The organism is Sandaracinobacter neustonicus, assembly GCF_006385875.1.
Taxonomy (GTDB): Bacteria; Pseudomonadota; Alphaproteobacteria; order Sphingomonadales; family Sphingomonadaceae; genus Sandaracinobacteroides; species Sandaracinobacteroides neustonicus.
The window spans coordinates 58,967-76,779 of sequence record NZ_VFSU01000028.1 but is presented as its reverse complement, the minus strand read 5'-3'; the positions used below and the strand labels follow the sequence as shown (position 1 = coordinate 76,779).

Here is a 17,813-nt window from a genome sequence, read left to right as displayed (position 1 = left end):
GGCAGTCTCTTGGGCAGGCGGCGGCTTTCCCGCCCATGAACAGGCCGGGGGCGAACGGGCCTTAGAAAAAAGAAAGGCGCGGGGGAACCCCCGCGCCTTCCGGATCGCAATGCTGTGGGCTGCGTTTAGGCCGCCAGCTTCCGCAGCACGTAGGGCAGGATGCCGCCCGCGTAGAAATAATCGATCTCGTTTTCGGTATCGATGCGGCACAGGGTTTCGAAGCTGCCGGTGCTGCCGTCGGTGCGGGTGTAGTTCACCTTCAGCGGCTGGCGCGGCTTCAGCGATTGCAGGCTGTCGATGGTGAAGGTCTCATCGCCCTTCAGGCCAAGGCTTTCCGCGCTTTCGCCGTTCACGAACTGCAGCGCCAGCACGCCCATGCCGATCAGGTTGGAGCGGTGGATGCGCTCGAAGCTTTCGGCGATGACGGCGCGCACGCCCAGCAGGTTGGTGCCCTTGGCGGCCCAGTCCCGGCTGGAGCCGGTGCCATATTCCTTGCCCGCCAGGATGATGAGCGGGGTGCCCGTTTCCTTATACTTCATCGCGGCGTCATAGATGGCTTCCACCTCGCCCGTGGGCAGGTAGGTGGTCACGCCGCCTTCGGTGCCCGGGGCCAGCCGGTTGCGGATGCGGATGTTGGCGAACGTGCCGCGCATCATCACTTCATGGTTGCCGCGGCGCGCGCCATAGCTGTTGAATTCCGCCTTGGGCACCTGCCGTTCCATCAGGTAGCGGCCGCCGGGGCTGTCCGCCTTGATGGAGCCGGCCGGGCTGATGTGATCGGTGGTGATCGAATCGCCCAGCAGCGCCAGCGCGCGGGCGTTGACGATGTCGGCCACGGGCGCGGGCGTCATCGTCAGGCCGACGAAATAGGGCGGATTCTGCACATAGGTGGAGCTGGGGTTCCAGCTGTAGGTGTCTCCGCCGGTCACGCGGATGGCCTGCCAGTGCTTGTCGCCCTTGAACACGTCGGCATAGCGGCTGCGGAACATTTCCGGCGTCACGGCCTTTTGCACCATTTCCGCGACTTCGCCGTTGGTGGGCCAGATGTCTTTCAGGAAGATGTCCGTGCCATCGGCCTTCTGCCCCAGCGGGGTTTCGGTGATGTCGGAGCGGATGGTGCCCGCCAGCGCATAGGCAACCACCAGCGGCGGCGAGGCGAGATAGTTCGCCTTCACGTCCGGGCTGACGCGGCCTTCGAAGTTGCGGTTGCCCGACAGCACCGAGACGGCGACGAGGTCGTTGGCGTTGATCGCTTCCGAAATCGGCTCCGGCAGCGGGCCGGAGTTGCCGATGCAGGTGGTGCAGCCATAGCCGACAAGATTGAAGCCCAGCGAATCCATATCCTCGGTGAGGCCGGCCTTGTTGAAATAATCGGTGACGACCTGCGAACCTGGCGCGAAGCTGGATTTCACCCACGGCTTGCGTTGCAGGCCCAGCGCGCGGGCCTTGCGGGCGACGAGCCCGGCCGCGACCAGCACGGAGGGGTTGGAGGTGTTGGTGCAGCTGGTGATGGCCGCGATCACCACGTCGCCATGGCCCAGATCATGCTGGCCGGTGGAGACGGGCACGCGGAAATCCGGGTTTTCGGATTTGCCGTAACCGCCCAGCAGCTCGGCTTCGAAGGCTTCGTCGGCTTGATTCAGCAGCACCCGGTCTTGTGGGCGGCGCGGGCCTGCGAGCGAGGGGAGCACGGCTGCGAGGTCCAGCTCCAGCGTGTCGGTGAACACCGGGTCCGGCGTGGAGCTGTCGCGCCACATGCCCTGCGCGCGGGAATAGGCTTCGATGATGGCGATGCGGTGATCGTCCCGGCCGGTGAGGCGGAGATAATCCAGCGTCTTGTTATCCACCGGGAAGAAGCCGCAGGTCGCGCCATATTCCGGGGCCATGTTGGCGATGGTGGCGCGATCCGCCAGCGAGAGATTATCGAGGCCGGGGCCGTAGAATTCGACGAAACGGCCCACCACGCCCTTCTTGCGCAGCATCTGCGTAACAGTGAGCACGAGGTCGGTCGCGGTCACGCCTTCGGGCAGGTTGCCGGAAAGCTTGAAGCCCACCACTTCGGGCACCAGCATCGAAACCGGCTGGCCCAGCATGGCGGCCTCCGCCTCGATCCCGCCCACGCCCCAGCCCAGCACGCCAAGGCCGTTCACCATGGTGGTGTGGCTGTCCGTGCCGACGAGGGTATCCGGATAGGCGATCATCTTGCCGTCCGCGCTTTCCGAGACCCACACCGTCTGCGCCAGATATTCCAGGTTCACCTGGTGGCAGATGCCGGTGCCGGGCGGCACCACACGGAAGTTGCGCAGCGCCGACGAACCCCAGCGCAGGAATTCATAGCGTTCGATGTTGCGGGCATATTCCAGCTCCACATTGTCCTCGAAGGCTTGCGGCGTGCCGAATTCATCGACCATCACCGAGTGATCGATGACGAGATCGACGGGCACCAGCGGGTTGATCTTCTGGGGATCGCCGCCCAGCTTCGTCATCGCGTCGCGCATGGCGGCCAGATCGACCACGCAGGGAACGCCGGTGAAATCCTGCATCAGCACGCGCGCGGGGCGATACTGGATTTCATGATCGGATTTCGGATCTTTCAGCCATGCGGCGATGGCTTCGATGTCGCCCACCTTCACGGTGAAATCATCTTCGAAGCGCAGCAGGTTTTCCAGCAGCACCTTCATCGAGAAGGGCAGGCGCGAGACGTCGCCGATACGGGCGGCTGCGGCCTCCAGGCTGAAATAATCATAGGACTTCCCGTCGACGTTGAGAGTGCGGCGGGTGGAGAGCCTGTCGTGGCCGATCGCGGTCATTGAATCATGTCCCTTTGTTACTGCGCGTGGGGATGCGCGAGCCTGTTAGAACGAGGGGAGCGATGCGGCAAGCACCCCTTCAGTCGTGCTTTAAGGGACTGGGGGCAGTTGCCGTTACGTCACCCTATGATCAGAACAGCCGGAAAGGGCGGACATGGAGCAGACGGGCGGGCTATCGGCGCTGCGGGAGGCGGACGATCCCGCCGATATGCGCGGGCAGGGGCATCCGGCGCTGATGCACTTCGACGCTGTGCGGCGACTGTTCGTGGAAACCGGCCTGCCACCGGACCCGGAAACCTATGAACTGTTCTGGCTGCACGCCACCGGGGCCGATCCGGCGCTGTCCCGCGCGCTGAACACCCGCCGCGCCGCCGGGATGCTGGATGCGGGCGTGGTGAAAGAGCTGCGCCGCCAGCATCTGGGCGATATCGCCGCCGCCGAGGTGCAGGCGCTGCTGGAATCGGCGCAGGCGAGCGCGGCTGCGCTGGCGGGCGGGCTGGACCGGGGTCGCAGCGATCTGAAGGCCTATGACGAGGCGCTGTCCGCCGAAGACGAGGCGATGGCGGTGACTCGCGATGTGCGGCAGCTGGGGGCGATGGTGCAGACGCTGCGCCGTGCCAATGCGCTGATGATGGCCGCCAACCGGCGGATGGAGGCCGATATCGCCACCGCCGCGCTGGAAACGAGCCGCCTGCTGGAGCGGCTGGACAGCGCCGAGCGGGCCGCCCGCACCGATCCGCTGACGGGGTTGCCCAACCGGCGCGGGCTGCTGGACGCGATGAAGAAGGCGGTGAAGGCCGCGCGCGATGGCGGCACACCGCTGGCCGTGGCGCTGGCCGATATCGACCATTTCAAGCGCATCAACGATCAATGGGGCCATGCCATCGGCGATGAGGTTCTGCGCTGCGTGGCCAGCCATCTGCAGACGCAATCGCGCCGCGCCGCCGGAGATGGGGCGCTGGCGGGGCGGCATGGCGGCGAGGAATTCCTGATGCTGTTGCCCGGCCTTTCCACCCCGGAGGCCGCAGCCGCCGTGGACGCCGCCCGCGCGGCGCTGGCGCGGCAGGTGTTGCGCAAGGCCGACGACGGGCAGGTGCTGGGCCGGGTGACCTTTTCAGCCGGGGTGGCTCAGCTGCGCGCAGATGACAGTGCGGACAGCCTGATCGACCGGGCCGACGCCGCGCTCTATGGCGCGAAGCGCGCCGGGCGGGACCGGGTGATGCCGGAAAAGCCCGCCGCGCGCGCCTAGGGGCGTGGCTCAGCCGTTGGTGAGGCGGGCGCGGATTTCCGCGTGGCGGTCCGCACTGATCGGCCAGCGCGCCAGCAGGGCGGCGGCGGCGAGACCGAGGATCACCGGCGGGGCGAGGAACAGCAGCTGCAGATTGGCGAGGGTCTGCGGGCTGTTGGCGGCGTCAGGGAGCGGATCGAAGCCGATCAGGCTGAGCAGCGGATAAGTGAGGCCGACGGGGATGGCATAGCCAAGCTTCTGTGTGGCGGTGAGCAGGGCGAACGACAGGCCCGTCGTCTCTCCCGCAGGGGTGCCGGATTCGCGCGCGTCCAGCTGCTGCGCGTCGTTCAGGTCTGCCAGCATGGCGCGCAGCAGGAAGGGGGGCGCGGCATAGGGCAGCCCGCCGATGGCAATGGCGATGGCATCCGCCAGCGGGTTGCCCGGCGCGATCAGCAGCAGCGACAGCGGCGCGATCCCAAGCCATAGCGCGGCGAGGAGACCGGCGCGGTGCTTGCCCTTGCGCTGCGCCAGCTTGATCCACAGCGGCGCGGCGACAAGGCCCGCGACGAAATAGCAAAGCAGGATCTGCGAGGCGGTTTCCAGCGGATAGCCGCGCGCGCGGGTGAAATAGAACAGGAACAGCGCCCCGGTGATGCCGGGCAGGATGGACAGCAGCAGGTCTGCCAGCAGCAGCCGCTTCATCCGCCCGTCTGACAAAACGGCGAGCGCCGCGCGGGCGGAAAAGCCGTGCGTCGGGGCGGGAGCCTCCCCTTCCGGGACAGTGCTGACGGCGATGGCGATGGTGATCGGGATCAGCGCGAGGATGAACCAGCCGATGGCGTGGATGCCCTGTGTCGCGGTGCTACCGGGCAGCAGCACCAGCAGCAGCGGCGGGATGAACAGCACCGAGAGGTTGCCCAGCACGTTCGACGCTGTCCAGAAGCCGAAGATGCGGGCGCGTTCGCCATAATCCGCCGACAGCCACGCGCCCCAGCTGACCTGCGCGAGCTGGATCGACGAATAACCCAGATAGAGGATGAAAAGGGCAACCGCAGTGCGGATCGCGCCGACGCCCGGTTCCGCCATGAACATCAGCCATGTGCCAAGCGACAGCAGCAGCGCGCCGCCCAGCAGCCATGGCCGGAACTGGCCGATACGGCTGCGGGTACGGTCCATCAGCGCACCCAGCAGCGGATCGAATGGGATATCCACCATCCGCACGATGGCGAAGATGAGGCCAACGGTGGTGAGCGGCAGCCCCAGCGTGCCCGCATAATGTGGCGGCAGGTAGATGACGAGCGGGACGCCCAGCGCTGCGACCGGAATTCCCGGCCCGCACCATGCGAGCAGATGCTTCAGACGGACACGCAAACCTGTATCCTCCCCCCGGACCTCCGGCGCGGCTTCTTGCCGGAAGCGGGGCGCGGACGCTAGGGCCATGGTGATGAATGAAGCAGCGGGAAGTCTGGCACGCGGGGGGCGGACGAACTTTGCCGGATTCCTGCTGCGGCTGGCGGCGCGCTTCCCGTTCCTCGTGCTGGCGGCGCGGCTGTATGGCGCGGAGGAGCTTGGCTATTTCGCCTATGCGGTGATGGTGGTGGAGTTTGTGGCGGCGCTGGCGACGCTGGGGCTGAAGCGCGGGCTTTCCGCCGAAATGGCGCGTGGCGGGCGCGACGAGCGGCATGTGCTGGCCGACGGCTGGCTGCTGGGGTTGGCGCTGGCGGCGCTGGGCACGGCGGTGCTGTGGCTGTTCCCCGGGCTGATGTTTCCGGGGCTGGAGCGCGCCGGCGCGGCGCGGGGCTTCGCGCTGATCGTGCCTGCAATCGTTATGGCCGATATCTCTCTGGCAGGGCTGGCCTTTCGCCACCGGATCGAGGTGGCGGTGCGGGCGCGATCGGTGATCGAGCCATGGGTGCTGACGATCGCGGCGACCTTGCTGGCCTTCACCGCCGCGAAGCAATGGGGGCTGCTGATCGCCTATTGGCTAAGCCTGCTGGCAGCCGTGACCGCCTCTGTGCTGCCCGCCGTCAGGGAGTTCGGCTGGCCGGACGGCTGGCGGCCCTCCGTCGGGCGGATGGCGTGGATGGGCTGGCGAAACCTGCCGCTGGCCGGGGCCGATCTGGTGGAGTGGAGTACGCGGCGGCTGGACCTGTTCATCCTTGGCCGCTTCGCCGGGCCGCAGGAGGTGGGGCTTTATTATGTGGCGCAGCAGGTGGCCTCTCTGGCGGGGAAAATCCGCGTCAGCTTCGATCCGATCCTTGCGCCGATGCTCTCCAAGGCGGTGAAAGAGGGGCGGCCGCACGAGGCGGCGGCGCATCTCAACCAGGTGGGCTTCTGGGTGCTGAGCTTCCAGTTGCCGGTGGTGCTGGCGCTGGGGCTGCCGGGCGAGGGGGTGCTGGGGCTGTTCGGGCCGGAGTTCGCGGTTGGCGGGCTGGTGCTGGCGCTGCTGCTGTGCGCCGAACTGGCGGCGGCGGGCAGCAGCCTTGCCGAGATGGGGCTGATCTACACCCGCCCCAAGGTGAATCTGGTGGTGGCGGCCGCAACTCTGGCGTTGCAGGCGCTGCTGAGCCTGTTGCTGGTGCCCAAATTCGGCGGTGCCGGGGCGGCGGGCGCGCTGATGCTGGCGCTGGTGGCGGGCGCGGTGGCGCGGCAGTTGCTGCTGGGCCGGGCACTTGGCGCATCCGTGGGGATGTGGCGCTGGAGCCTGCTGGGGGCGGGGGCAGTGGCCTTTGCCTTTGGCTGGGCGGCGCGCGCTTTGCCCGAACTGCCGCAGATGATCCTGACCATTCCGGGCGTGCTGCTGCTGTTCGCGGCGCTGATCTGGCGCTTCGGCTATGCACCGGCGGATCGGGCGCTGTTGCGGCGGGGGCATGGCTGACCCGCCACTATTGGGCTTTTCACAAGGGCCGCGGCAGCATAGCATCCGCCTTGCCCGCCGGAAGGTGGGCGCGGCCCGAGCGGGGGCAACCAGCCGGGCCCGGATAAGGGGCTGACATGGATGTGCGCGTAGCAGGACGCCCGGCCGGTGACCGGGTGCGGTTCGAAGGGCAGCAAGGCCCATGGTTCAAGGCGCAGCTGGGGCGGCTGGCGCTGACGATTTTCACATTGGGGTTGCACCGCTTCTGGTGGAAAACGGCGATCCGCCGCTGGCTGTGGGCGGAAACCACGGTGGATGGCGATCCGCTGGATTATCGCGGGCGCGGCATCGAGCTGTTGCTGGGCGCATTGCTGGTGTTCCTGCTGTTGCTGGCACCGCTGTCTCTGCTCACTCTGGCGATCGGCGTGCTGCGCGGGATGGGCATGGGCTGGCTGGCCTTTGCGGCGCAGGGCGCGATCATGCTGGGGCTGGTGTGGCTGTTCGGCTTCGCCGTCTATCGCTCGCGCCGCTACATGCTCAGCCGCACCAGCTGGCGCGGCATCCGCGCCGGCATGGCGGGGGATGGGCTGGCCTATGCGTGGTTGAACCTGCGGCTGGTGCTGCTGAACCTTGTGACTCTGGGCTTTGCCACCCCCTATGCCGACGCGCAGCGCTGGAACGCGCTGTGGGGTGCGGCGATGTATGGCAATCTGCAGGTGCGCGCCGATGTGGACTGGCGCACGCTGACGGGCAGCTTCTGGCCCGCCTATCTCGGCTCCATCCTTGCCTTCGGCCTTGCCTTTGCGATGGGCTGGGAAGGGGTGGAAATCCTGTGGCGCATGCTCAGCGGGGCGGGCACCGGGGCGATGCTGGATAACGGCGCGAACTTCGCGCTGGTGGAAACCGGCGGCTATCTCGCCATCGCGCTGGTCGCCTCGGTGTTCCTGATGCTGGGTTATCGCGCGCATTTCCATCAGGAGGCGCTGGGCGCGACCAGCGTGGGCGGCATGCGCTTCGGCTTTTCCGCCACCGCCGGGGACTGGCTGCGCTTCTATGCGGGCAATCTGGGCTGGGCGGTGCTGACACTGGGGGTGGGGCTGCTGCTGCTGCGCTTCCGGCTGTGGCATTTCTGGATGGATCACCTGTTGCTCTATGGGGAGCTGGATTCGCGCAGCGTGCGCCAATCGGTGCTGTCTGTTCCGTTGCAGGGGGACGGGCTTGCCGACGCCTTCGCCATCGGCCGGATCTGAAGCCGCCGCCTGGCTGTTCGATGGCGAAACCGCCACGCGGCATCTGGTGCAGATCAGCCCATGGGCGGGCGGGCTGCAACTGAGCGGAGACGTCGACGCACTACTGGCGCGGCGCGAACTGCGGCAACTGACATCGGGCGCGCGCCGCACCGTGTTGGGGCATGTGCAGAATCCGGATTGGCGGCTGATCGCCGAGCCGCCGCTGCCGCCCGCATGGCTGGCCGGAATTCCCAGCAACGCCGACATGCAACCGCGCGACCTGCGGCTGACCGCCATGGCGGCTACCGGGATCGCTGCCGCCGCCGCCGGGCTGTGGCTGTGGGGCGGCCTGCTGCTGGCGCAGACCGCGCCGCTGCTACCCGATGCCGTGGCGGAACCGCTGGGGCGCGACATGGTGCGGCAGATCGTGGGCAACCGCCGCTGCGACAGCGCAGAGGCCAGCGCGGCGCTTTCCCGGCTGGCGGCGCGACTGACGCCGCCGGACGACGCGCCGATGCCGCTGACCATCACGCTGGCGGACTGGCCGCTGGCCAACGCCTTCGCCGGGCCGGGCGGGCAGATCGTGCTGACGCGCGGGCTGATCGACGCGGCATCCGGCCCGGACGAACTGGCCGGGGTGCTGGCGCATGAAATGGGGCATGTCGCCCACCACCACCCCACCCGCGCGTTGCTGCGTGTGCATGGATTTTCCCTGCTGGCCGGAACCATCGCCGGAGACGGCGGCCATCTGGCCGACCTAGGCCTGATGCTGGCCGCTACCCGCGACGGCGAGCGCGAAGCCGACAGCTTCGCCCTGACCGCGCTGGCCACAGCCGGAATCTCCAGCGCTGGTCTGGAGGCCTTTTTCGAACGGCAACTCTCCACCCAACCGCCCCCCACCCGTCTGAGCGGGCTGGGCGACTGGGCCAGCACCCACCCGGCAGACGCCGAACGGCTCGCCACCATCCGCGCCGGAGGGGTGCGCGCAGGCAGCCCGGCGATGGGCGCGGCGGATTGGGCGGCGGTGCGCGGGGCGTGTGCGGGGGGTGCGGATCAGGCCGGGCGCTGACCCCCCTCGCCTACTCCCCGTCCGCCTCCAGAGGCAGTTCCGACTGCCCGGCGGGTGGTTTCAGCCCCAGATGCTTCCACGCCCCGGCGTTCAGCACCCGGCCGCGTGCGGTGCGCGCCACCAGCCCCGTCTGGATCAGATAGGGTTCCACCACATCTTCCAGCGTGTCGCGCGCTTCGGACAGGCCCGCCGCCAGCGTTTCGATGCCGACAGGCCCGCCCTTGTAGAGGTCGGCGATCATCCACAGGTAGCGCCGATCCTGTGCGTCCAGCCCCAGCCGGTCCACCTCCAGCCGGTTCAAGGCGTTGTCGGCGAAGGCGGAATTCACCGGTTCGCTGCGTCCGGCGGCGAAGTCGCGCACCCGGCGCAGTAGCCGCCCGGCGATGCGCGGCGTGCCGCGCGCGCGCCGCGCGATTTCGCGCGCGCCGTCCTCGCTCAGCGCCAGCCCCAGCAGCCCGGCAGCGCGTGTCACCACGGAATGAAGCTCATCCTCGGTGTAGAAGATCAGCCGCACCGGAATACCGAAACGGTCTCGCAGCGGCTGCGTCACAAGGCCGGAGCGGGTGGTGGCCCCCACCAGCGTGAAGGGCGGCAGATCCACCCGGATGGATCGCGCGGAGGGGCCTTCGCCGATCATGATGTCCAGCGCCCGATCCTCCATCGCGGGATAGAGGATTTCCTCCACATGCGGCGCAAGCCGGTGAATTTCATCAATAAACAGAACGTCGTTGGGTTCCAGATTGGTCAGCAGCGCGGCGAGATCGCCCGCCTTGGCGATCACCGGCCCGGATGTCGCGCGGAAGCCCACACCCATTTCCCGCGCCACGATCTGCGCCAGCGTGGTCTTGCCCAGCCCCGGCGGCCCGGCGAGCAGCACATGATCCAGCGCGTCGCCGCGATGGCGGGCGGCGTCGATGAACACGCGCAGATTCTCCCGCGCGGCCTTCTGCCCCACGAAATCGGCGAGCGTCTTAGGCCGCAGCGCCGCATCCGCATCGTCGGCCCGCTTCAGCGGATTGATCAGCCTGTCCGCATCGTCCATCGTCAAACCCTTAGCAGCGCATACAGGGGATGAAAGAGTGCTCACACGTCGAACTTTGCTGGCGGCGGGTGCCGCGACTCTTGCCGTCCCCGCGCTGGCGAAGCCGCCGGGCTGGTTCGCCAACGCGTTGGTGATCGACGGCCTTTCCGGCCTCAGCGATCCCTACGGCCCCGAAGATCAGACCCGGCTGTCTGACCGGGCGATCGCCGAGCTTCGGAAAACCGGCCTTTCCACCATGCGCACCACGCTGGTGCCGGTGGGTAACCAGCCCGATATCTGGGAAAAGGTGAACGGCTTCATGGACGATCATGATTCCGTATTTGCGGCCAACCCGGACGTGCTGGTGAAGATCAAAACCGCTGCAGACATTGAAGCCGCGAAGAAGGCGGGCAAGCTGGGCATCCTCTACGGCACGCAGGACACCGCCATGATCGGCTCCGATCTGGATCGGGTGGGGAAGCTGAAGGAACGCGGCGTCCGCTGCGTGCAACTCACCTACAACCTCCGCAACCTGTCGGGCGACGGCTCGCTGGAGCCCGCCAACGCCAGCCTCTCCCGCCTCGCCAAGGCCACTATCGAGCGGATCGAGGCGGAAAAAATGCTGTTCGACCTCTCCCACGGCGGCGCGAACACCATCCGCGAAGGGCTGGCACAGGCGAAGCGCCCGCCCAGCATCAGCCACACCGGCTGCCGCGACCTGCATGATCACCCCCGCAACGCCTTCGACGCCGACATGAAAACCGTGGCGGACAAGGGCGGCGTGGTCGGCATCTACTTCATGCCCTTCCTTGTGCCGAACGGCAAAGCCACCGCCGCCGACGTGATCACTCACATCGAACATGCGTGGAAAGTCTGCGGCGAAGACCATGTCGCCATCGGCACAGACAATGGCCCCATCCCCACGCCGATCACCGACGACACATGGAAACGCGCGCGCGAGGAGTATGAATATCGCAGCAAAATGGGCTTCGCCGCGCCGGGCGAAGGCCCGGACGTGCTGCCGCTGGTGCTGGAACTGAACCGGCTGGATCGTTTCCCCTATCTCGCCAGCCTGCTGGCCGCGCGCGGCCATGGGCAGGCGAAGCTGGAAAAGCTGTTCGGAACCAACTGGCTGCGGCTGTATCGCGATGTGTGGGGCGGGTGAGATGAAACGACTTTTGCCCTTGATACTGCTGGCCGCCTGTTCGCAACCGGAACCGCCGGAAAAGCCCATCGGCATGCCGAATCCAGCTTCGAAATATTGCACGGATCAGGGCGGCAAGCTGGAAATCCGCAACGGGCCGGGCGGGCAAACCGGCTGGTGCCACCTGCCGGACGGGCGCGTGGTGGAGGAATGGGCGCTGTTCCGGGCGGCCAAGCCGGTGGGATGAATTTGGTGGGCGGGGGGTTTTTGCCTCCGGCGGGCCGGGCTCTGCCCGGCACCCGGCAGGGGCGTGACGCCCCTGCACCCCCGGAGTTTTTTAAGCCCCTTCCGTTGACGCTTTGCGTCAGCTTCGCTTCCAGGGGAGGGTTGGGGTGGGGGCCATCCGCTTGGCGCAAGGTTGGGAGTTTATGGCCTGCGGCGCTTCCCGCTGTGCGTGTTCGACCGTTGTGGATCAGACCCGGCGGTGACACCCCCTCTCGTACTCTCCCCCTTGCAGGGGGAGAGGGCTATGTAGCGCCGCAGGCAGTCGAATCTGATCACTCAGACGACGTGGGAGTTCAGACGCAACGCAAATGTTGAGGGTGCAGGGACATCATGTCCCTGCTGGGTTCCAAGGGCAAAGCCCTTGGCCGCCGGAGGCAAAAACCCCCGCCCCCGCCCGCCCCTACCGGCTTGCGCGTTTCAGCGACTCGCGGATCAGATTGGGAGTGGATTGGTCTTCGCCGAGGTCGCGCAGGGCTTGTGCCACAGCTCGGGCGGCTTCGGCTGTTCGGAAGCCCAGCGATTCCAGTGCGGCGATGGCGTCCGCTTCGGAGGAGTGGGGGCGCGCGGCGTTGAGCGGAGATCGTTCAGAGAGGCCGCCGGCCGCGGGAGCCTTGCCTTTCAGTTCGGTGAGGATGCGCACGGCGAGGCGGGGGCCGACGCCCGGCGCGCGGGCGATCATGGCCTTGTCGTCCAGCGTGATGGCGCGGGCGATTTCGTCTGGCGCGAGCGTGCCGAGGATGGCGAGCGCCAGCTTGCCGCCGACGCCCTGCACGCCGGTGAGGAGGCGGAACCAGTCCCGTTCGTGGCTCGTGCCGAAGCCGAACAGTGTGATGGCGTCTTCGCGGACCTGCGTTTCCACCAGTAGGAACACGCCCGCGCCCGGTTCCAGCGCGGAGAGTGTCCGGCCAGAGGCCTGCACGAGGTAGCCGACACCGCCCACCTCGATCACCGCATGGTCCGCGCCTATGGCCTGAACTGTACCTTTCAGGCTGGCGATCATGCGGAAACCCGCATTTGCGTGGCGGTGCGAAGGTGCGCGTGCGCGATGGCGACGGCGAGTGCATCGGCTTCATCCTCGCCCATCGGGCCGCAGCCGGGGAGGATGCGGGCAACCATGGCGGCAACCTGCGCCTTTTCGGCAGCGCCGGTGCCGGTCAGCGCCTTTTTCACCAGCCGGGTGGCATGTTCAGACACGCTGAGATGCCCCACGGCCAGCAGCACCACGCCGCGCGCCTGCCCCAGCTTCAGGGTGGATTGCGGGTTCTTGTTCACGAACACCTCCTCCACGGCGGCTTCCTGCGGCGCGTGAGCGGCGATGAGGGCGGCGATGCCGTCGTGCAGAATTTTCAACCGCGCGGGCAGCGGATCGGCGGCGCGGGTGGGAATCGCGCCATGGGCGATGTGCACCAGCCGGTTGCCCTCGGCCCCGATCAGGCCCCAGCCGGTTCTGGACAGGCTCGGGTCGAGGCCGAGGATTCGGATCACAGCTGGCTCAACACCTCGTCCGGCACGTCGTAATTGCCGTAGACATTCTGGACGTCGTCCAGATCTTCCAGCGTGTCGATCATCTTCAGCAGCTGCTGGGCGGTTTCCGTGCCGACTTCCACCCACTCTTTCGGCCGCCATGCGAGCTTGGCACCGGCGTTGTCGCCCAGCGCGGCTTCCAGCGCCTTGGCGACTTCGTGCAGGCTGTCTGCCGCGGTCCAGATTTCATGTTCGTCTTCGCCGGATTCCACATCGTCCGCGCCGGCTTCCAGCGCGGCTTCGAACAGCTTGTCCGCGCTTCCGGCCGAAGCAGGATAGGTGATGAGGCCGAGCCGTTCAAACCCGTGTGAGACGGAGCCGGAGGTGCCGACATTCCCGCCATTCTTCGAGAAGGCGGTGCGCACGTCTGTCGCGGTGCGGTTGCGGTTGTCCGTCAGGGCCTCGACGATCACGGAGACGCCGCCGGGGCCGAAGCCTTCGTAGCGGATTTCCTCGTAATTTTCCGCGTCGCCGCCTTCGGCCTTTTTCAGCGCGCGATCGATATTGTCTTTCGGCATGGAGACGGCCTTTGCCGCCGCGATGACGGCCCGCAGCCGGGGATTGAACGCCGGATCGGCATTGCCGCCCTTGGCCGCAGTGGTGATTTCCCGCGCCAGCTTGGAGAAGACCTTGGAGCGCTTCGCATCCTGCGCACCCTTGCGGTGCATGATGTTCTTGAACTTGGAATGACCTGCCATGGGCAGCGCTTTAGGGAAGTAGCGGCGATTTGAAAAGATCGTGCGGGCAGGCCCGGACGTTGCCGCGCGGCCATGGCGGCCCTACCACGGCGCCATGCACATCCGCCCCGCAACCCCCGCCGATTCCGGGGCCATCGCCGCCATCATCCTGCCGACTATCCGCGCAGGCGAAACCTATGCGCTGGACCCGGCGCTGAGCGAGGCCGAGGCGCTGGCCTATTGGCTGGGCGCAGACCGGGAGACCTTCGTGGCCGAAGATGGGGCCGAGATTCTGGGCACCTATTATATTCGCGCCAATCAGGCGGGCGGCGGGGCGCATGTGGCGAACTGCGGTTACATGACGGCGGCGAGTGCGACCGGGCGCGGGGTGGCGCGGGCGATGTGCCTGCATTCGCTGGCGCATGGCGCAACGCGGGGGTTCCGGGCGATGCAGTTCAACTTCGTGGTGAGCACCAACGAGCGAGCGGTGCGGCTGTGGCAATCGCTGGGGTTTCAGGTGGTGGGGCGGCTGCCCGGCGCGTTCCGGCATCCGGCGCTGGGGTTTGTGGATGCGCTGGTGATGTTTCGGGGGTTGGGGCCAGCCAGCCGATAAATGAGCGCTGATCGATCAGGCTGCGACGGCAACTCCTCGACGACGAACGTTGAATCCAACCAGGCCGAAGCCCATAATCATCAAAGCCCACGAAGACACGTCCGGCACGCCGCTGACATCCACATAGGTTCGAAAACCGCGATCAGAGCCAGATATCGACCGATTGCCATTGCTATCAATCAACGTGTTGAAGCCGCCTTCATATACAAGGAAGCCTTCGGGGTAATAGGAACCATCCTCCGGCGTCAGGCCATAGGCCCAGCGGGGCCCCGTTACTGTCGGAGACGTCGGCCCCAGATCAAAATTTGGCAGCATCAGCAGAATGCTGAATTTCTGACCGGGCACGACTTTATAGCCAAATGAACTGACATCGACTGAGAAAAAGCTCCCAGACTCAACATCAGTGATGAAAGGAGTGTCGCCCAGTCGGAAATCTAGAGCACCGACAACGTCGATTAGACCCGCGACACCGGGCTCTCCCGACACAAGACTGATGCTGAACGGGAGCGACAGGTTATGTCCGCTATTTGCGATTTGCAGATCTAGCCGCGTTAACAACCCGCTCTTTCCGGCCGTAATCGACTGCATCTGCCCCAACCTGCCAACTGCAAAGCTCGGCTGTAGAAATGTGTTGGACCAGCCGAAGGCGAAGCTTGGCGACGCTTCGACAACGGCCGACTGATCCATCACCACAGCGGAATATGCCGGCGCACCACACATCAAAGCAGCGGCGCACGAAAGAACAACCCGGTTCATCTGTTCCACTCAACCCTTACAAATTTTGACCGTCAGCATGAAAGCTGGATGTCTGATTGTCCATCGGAACCAAAAGACAATTTAGAGTTAATGTGCCCCAGACCGGGCTGCTTGACAGCGCCGCATGTCCGAAAGCCTCAGATCTCCAGACCCAGCGCGGCCTTATACGTATCCAGCAGGGCTTCCATTTCCGCCCGGGCGTTGGTGTCCATTTTGCGCAGGCGGACGATGGTGCGCATGGTTTTCACGTCGTAGCCATTGGCTTTGGCTTCGGCGTAGGTGTCTTTGATGTCGTCGGCGATGCCGCGTTTTTCTTCTTCCAGGGTTTCGATGCGTTCGATGAACAGCTTCAGTTGCTCGGCGGAGACGTTCGCGCTCGACATGGGATTCCTTCGATTCGGATGTTTGGCCGATTGCTAGGGCGCTTTGCCAAACGGGGCAACATCGCTATGCGCCGCCGATGGACGCGATTGTCGCCAACAGGGAGGGAGCGCCGGAGGGCACATACCGGGAGCTGCTGAAGCTGTCTGGCCCGAACGTGCTGTCGCGGTTGGGCGTGATGGCGATGGGGCTGACGGACGCCATCGTGGTGGGGCATTTTTCCGCCGTGGAGCTGGGCTATCACGCGCTGGGCTGGGCGCCGACGGTGACGGTGCTGGTGGCGGGGATCGGCCTGCTGCTGGGCGTGCAGGTGATGACGGCGCGGCACATCGGCGCGGGGCAGCCGGAAAAGACCGGCGCTGTGCTGCGGCGGGGGCTGCTGTATGCGCTGCTGATCGGGCTGGCCTCTACGGCGGGGCTGGTGTTGCTGGGGCCGGTGGTGCTGCGCAACATGGGGCTGGAACCGGGGCTTGCCGCCGGTGCGACGGCGGCGCTGATCGTGTTTTCCTTAAGCCTGACGCCCTATCTGCTGGCGGATTCGATGTGGTTCTGGCTGGAGGCGCAAGGGCGGCCGCAGGTGCCGATGGCGGCGATGTGGGCGGCCAATGCGATCAATCTGGCTCTGGCGCTGTGGCTGGTGCCGGGGACATCGCCCTTCCCGGTGCAGGGCGCGGTGGCGGCGGCGTGGGTGACGTTGGTGGCGCGGCTGTGCCTGCTGACGATGCTGGCATGGTGGGTGTGGCGCTGGCCGCGCGCGCATCAGGTGGGGGTATTCCGTCGCAGCCCGCCGGATCGGGCAGAGGCGCGGGAGCAGCGGCGGATCGGCTATGCCTCCGGCGTGTCGTTCGCGATCGAGGCGGGGGCGTTTTCCGGCATGAATTTCGTGGCGGCGCAGCTGGGCGTGATGGTGGTGGCGGCCTGGGCGGTGGTGCTGAACGTGGCGGCGGCGGTATTCATGGTGCCGCTGGGGATCGCGGCGGCGACGGGCGTGCTTGTCTCGCGCGCGGTGGGTGCTGGCGATGTGGCGCTGGTTCGGCGCTGCTTTGCGATGGGGCTGCAGCTGGCGCTGGCGGCGCTGCTGATCCTGACGCTGCTGGTGTTTTTTGATCGGGAACTGGTGGTGAAGGCCTATTCGAGCGATCCCGCCGTGCTGGCGATGACAGGCGGCGCGCTGCTGCTGGCCTGTCTGTTCTTCATGGCCGACGGGGCACAGGTGGTGGGATCCTATGCGCTGCGGGCGCGGGGTGACATCTGGTGGCCCACGGGGATGCATTTCATCAGCTATGTGCTGATCATGATCCCGCTGGCATGGTGGCTGGCGATCGGGCGCGGGCTTGGGCTCGACGGCATTATCTGGGCCGTTATCGTGGCGAGCCTGATATCGGGCGCGGCACTGGTGGCGCGATTCTACTGGCTGGGGGATCGGATGAAGCAGGTGGACGGATGAGCGACGCAAGCGTGGACACAAAGCCGGCGAAATCGCTGCAGCAGTTCGCGGTTCTGTATGGCGGGCTGCTGGTGGTGGCCGGCGTGTTGGGCTTCAAGCTGATCAAGCTGGGGCCGCTGGCGGTGCCGGGCGGGGTGTTCGGCTTTTTGCTGGCAATCGTGGTGACGAACGCCACCGCCGAACTGCATGGGCGGCCGGTGGCGCAGCGCATGGTGCTGATGGGCTTTGTGCCGCTTCTGGTTTCCGTGGGGCTGATGCAGCTGGTGCTGGCGCTGCCGCCCGCCGCCGGGTGGGACGGGCAGGCGGTGGCCGAGCAGGTGATGGGCAGTTCGATGCGGCTGATTCTGGCCGGGATCGTCGCCTATGGCATTTCACAGACGCTCGACGTGACGATCTTCACATGGATGCGCGGGCAGCCGGGCGGGCATATGCTGTGGGTGCGGGCGACGGTGGCGGCCTTCGTAGCGCAGACGGTGGACACGCTGATTTTCGTGACTATCGCCTTTTACGGCAAATTTCCGCTGCTGCCGGTGATCGGCGGGCAGCTGGCGGCCAAGGCGCTGGTGTGGGGGCTGGCGATCCCGCTGCTCTATCTGGCGGTGGCGGTCGGGCGGAGGATGGACCGCAACTGACCTGTCGGGACAGTTTACAATTCGCTCCCACGGCTCGGAAACATGGTTAACGCCTTTTCCGGGGATTCCAGCAGCTTGGGAAAAACAAGGGCAACTGGCACCCTTCTTGCTGCGTCAGCCTCGTTCAGAGCTCTTCCGCT

17 protein-coding genes are annotated in these 17,813 nt (G+C 66.6%); 9 read left to right on the top strand and 8 right to left on the bottom strand.

Going from position 1 to position 17,813, the window contains the following annotated elements:
- Nucleotides 1-125 precede the first annotated feature (125 nt).
- Nucleotides 126-2,810, bottom strand: a complete 2,685-nt coding sequence (acnA, locus tag FJQ54_RS11915; protein ID WP_140928638.1) for an aconitate hydratase AcnA — start codon at nt 2,808-2,810, stop codon at nt 126-128.
- 154 nt (nt 2,811-2,964) lie between these two features.
- Between acnA and FJQ54_RS18015 the strand changes: the two genes are divergently transcribed.
- On the top strand, nt 2,965-4,059 hold the full coding sequence (locus tag FJQ54_RS18015) for a GGDEF domain-containing protein (RefSeq protein WP_140928637.1): 1,095 nt from the start codon (nt 2,965-2,967) through the stop codon (nt 4,057-4,059).
- Nucleotides 4,060-4,068: 9 nt separating this feature from the next.
- Here FJQ54_RS18015 and FJQ54_RS11905 read toward each other — a convergent pair whose 3' ends face one another.
- The gene (locus FJQ54_RS11905; RefSeq protein WP_181160130.1) at nt 4,069-5,409 is read right to left on the bottom strand and encodes an MFS transporter; all 1,341 of its coding nucleotides are present in this window, start codon (nt 5,407-5,409) and stop codon (nt 4,069-4,071) included.
- A gap of 73 nt (nt 5,410-5,482) precedes the next feature.
- On the opposite strand from FJQ54_RS11905, the gene FJQ54_RS11900 reads away from it, so the two are divergent.
- The 3 genes from FJQ54_RS11900 (at nt 5,483) to FJQ54_RS11890 (ending at nt 9,193) form a co-directional block, all read left to right on the top strand.
- Nucleotides 5,483-6,916, top strand: coding sequence for a lipopolysaccharide biosynthesis protein (locus FJQ54_RS11900; RefSeq protein ID WP_181160129.1), 1,434 nt, complete (start codon nt 5,483-5,485; stop codon nt 6,914-6,916).
- Nucleotides 6,917-7,032: 116 nt separating this feature from the next.
- A complete protein-coding gene (locus FJQ54_RS11895; RefSeq protein ID WP_140928634.1) occupies nt 7,033-8,145 on the top strand; it encodes a DUF898 family protein in 1,113 nt (370 codons plus the stop codon).
- Nucleotides 8,114-9,193: a M48 family metallopeptidase gene (locus FJQ54_RS11890; protein WP_181160128.1), complete on the top strand. Its 1,080-nt coding sequence runs from the start codon at nt 8,114-8,116 to the stop codon at nt 9,191-9,193. The genes FJQ54_RS11895 and FJQ54_RS11890 overlap by 32 nt, the downstream gene beginning before the upstream one ends.
- Nucleotides 9,194-9,203: 10 nt before the next feature.
- Here FJQ54_RS11890 and ruvB read toward each other — a convergent pair whose 3' ends face one another.
- Nucleotides 9,204-10,235 (bottom strand): Holliday junction branch migration DNA helicase RuvB, encoded by a 1,032-nt coding sequence (gene ruvB / locus FJQ54_RS11885; RefSeq protein WP_140928632.1) that lies wholly within the window; start codon nt 10,233-10,235, stop codon nt 9,204-9,206.
- Nucleotides 10,236-10,272: 37 nt separating this feature from the next.
- Between ruvB and FJQ54_RS11880 the strand changes: the two genes are divergently transcribed.
- Nucleotides 10,273-11,379, top strand: a complete 1,107-nt coding sequence (locus FJQ54_RS11880) for a dipeptidase (protein WP_181160127.1) — start codon at nt 10,273-10,275, stop codon at nt 11,377-11,379.
- Between the two features lies 1 nt (nt 11,380).
- Complete coding sequence (locus FJQ54_RS11875; protein WP_140928630.1) at nt 11,381-11,605, top strand: putative hemolysin; 225 nt, start codon at nt 11,381-11,383, stop codon at nt 11,603-11,605.
- A 438-nt stretch (nt 11,606-12,043) separates the two neighbouring features.
- On the opposite strand, the gene ruvA is transcribed toward FJQ54_RS11875, so the two are convergent.
- The 3 genes from ruvA to FJQ54_RS11860 are packed head-to-tail and all read right to left on the bottom strand — an operon-like array spanning nt 12,044 to nt 13,865.
- Nucleotides 12,044-12,643, bottom strand: a complete 600-nt coding sequence (gene ruvA, locus FJQ54_RS11870; RefSeq protein WP_140928629.1) for a Holliday junction branch migration protein RuvA — start codon at nt 12,641-12,643, stop codon at nt 12,044-12,046.
- Nucleotides 12,640-13,125 (bottom strand): crossover junction endodeoxyribonuclease RuvC, encoded by a 486-nt coding sequence (gene ruvC / locus FJQ54_RS11865; protein ID WP_140928738.1) that lies wholly within the window; start codon nt 13,123-13,125, stop codon nt 12,640-12,642. Before ruvC ends, ruvA begins: the two co-directional genes overlap by 4 nt.
- Nucleotides 13,125-13,865: a YebC/PmpR family DNA-binding transcriptional regulator gene (locus tag FJQ54_RS11860; protein ID WP_140928628.1), complete on the bottom strand. Its 741-nt coding sequence runs from the start codon at nt 13,863-13,865 to the stop codon at nt 13,125-13,127. The genes ruvC and FJQ54_RS11860 overlap by 1 nt, the downstream gene beginning before the upstream one ends.
- A gap of 94 nt (nt 13,866-13,959) precedes the next feature.
- Between FJQ54_RS11860 and FJQ54_RS11855 the strand changes: the two genes are divergently transcribed.
- Nucleotides 13,960-14,457: a GNAT family N-acetyltransferase gene (locus FJQ54_RS11855; RefSeq protein WP_140928627.1), complete on the top strand. Its 498-nt coding sequence runs from the start codon at nt 13,960-13,962 to the stop codon at nt 14,455-14,457.
- Nucleotides 14,458-14,472: 15 nt separating this feature from the next.
- On the opposite strand, the gene FJQ54_RS11850 is transcribed toward FJQ54_RS11855, so the two are convergent.
- A complete protein-coding gene (locus FJQ54_RS11850; protein ID WP_408006027.1) occupies nt 14,473-15,213 on the bottom strand; it encodes a hypothetical protein in 741 nt (246 codons plus the stop codon).
- 137 nt (nt 15,214-15,350) lie between these two features.
- Nucleotides 15,351-15,596: a DUF2312 domain-containing protein gene (locus FJQ54_RS11845; RefSeq protein ID WP_140928625.1), complete on the bottom strand. Its 246-nt coding sequence runs from the start codon at nt 15,594-15,596 to the stop codon at nt 15,351-15,353.
- A 77-nt stretch (nt 15,597-15,673) separates the two neighbouring features.
- Here FJQ54_RS11845 and FJQ54_RS11840 point away from each other — a divergent pair, with 77 nt between their 5' ends.
- Nucleotides 15,674-17,041, top strand: coding sequence for an MATE family efflux transporter (locus FJQ54_RS11840; RefSeq protein ID WP_140928624.1), 1,368 nt, complete (start codon nt 15,674-15,676; stop codon nt 17,039-17,041).
- Nucleotides 17,038-17,673, top strand: a complete 636-nt coding sequence (locus FJQ54_RS11835; RefSeq protein WP_140928623.1) for a queuosine precursor transporter — start codon at nt 17,038-17,040, stop codon at nt 17,671-17,673. Before FJQ54_RS11840 ends, FJQ54_RS11835 begins: the two co-directional genes overlap by 4 nt.
- Nucleotides 17,674-17,813: the final 140 nt, after the last annotated feature.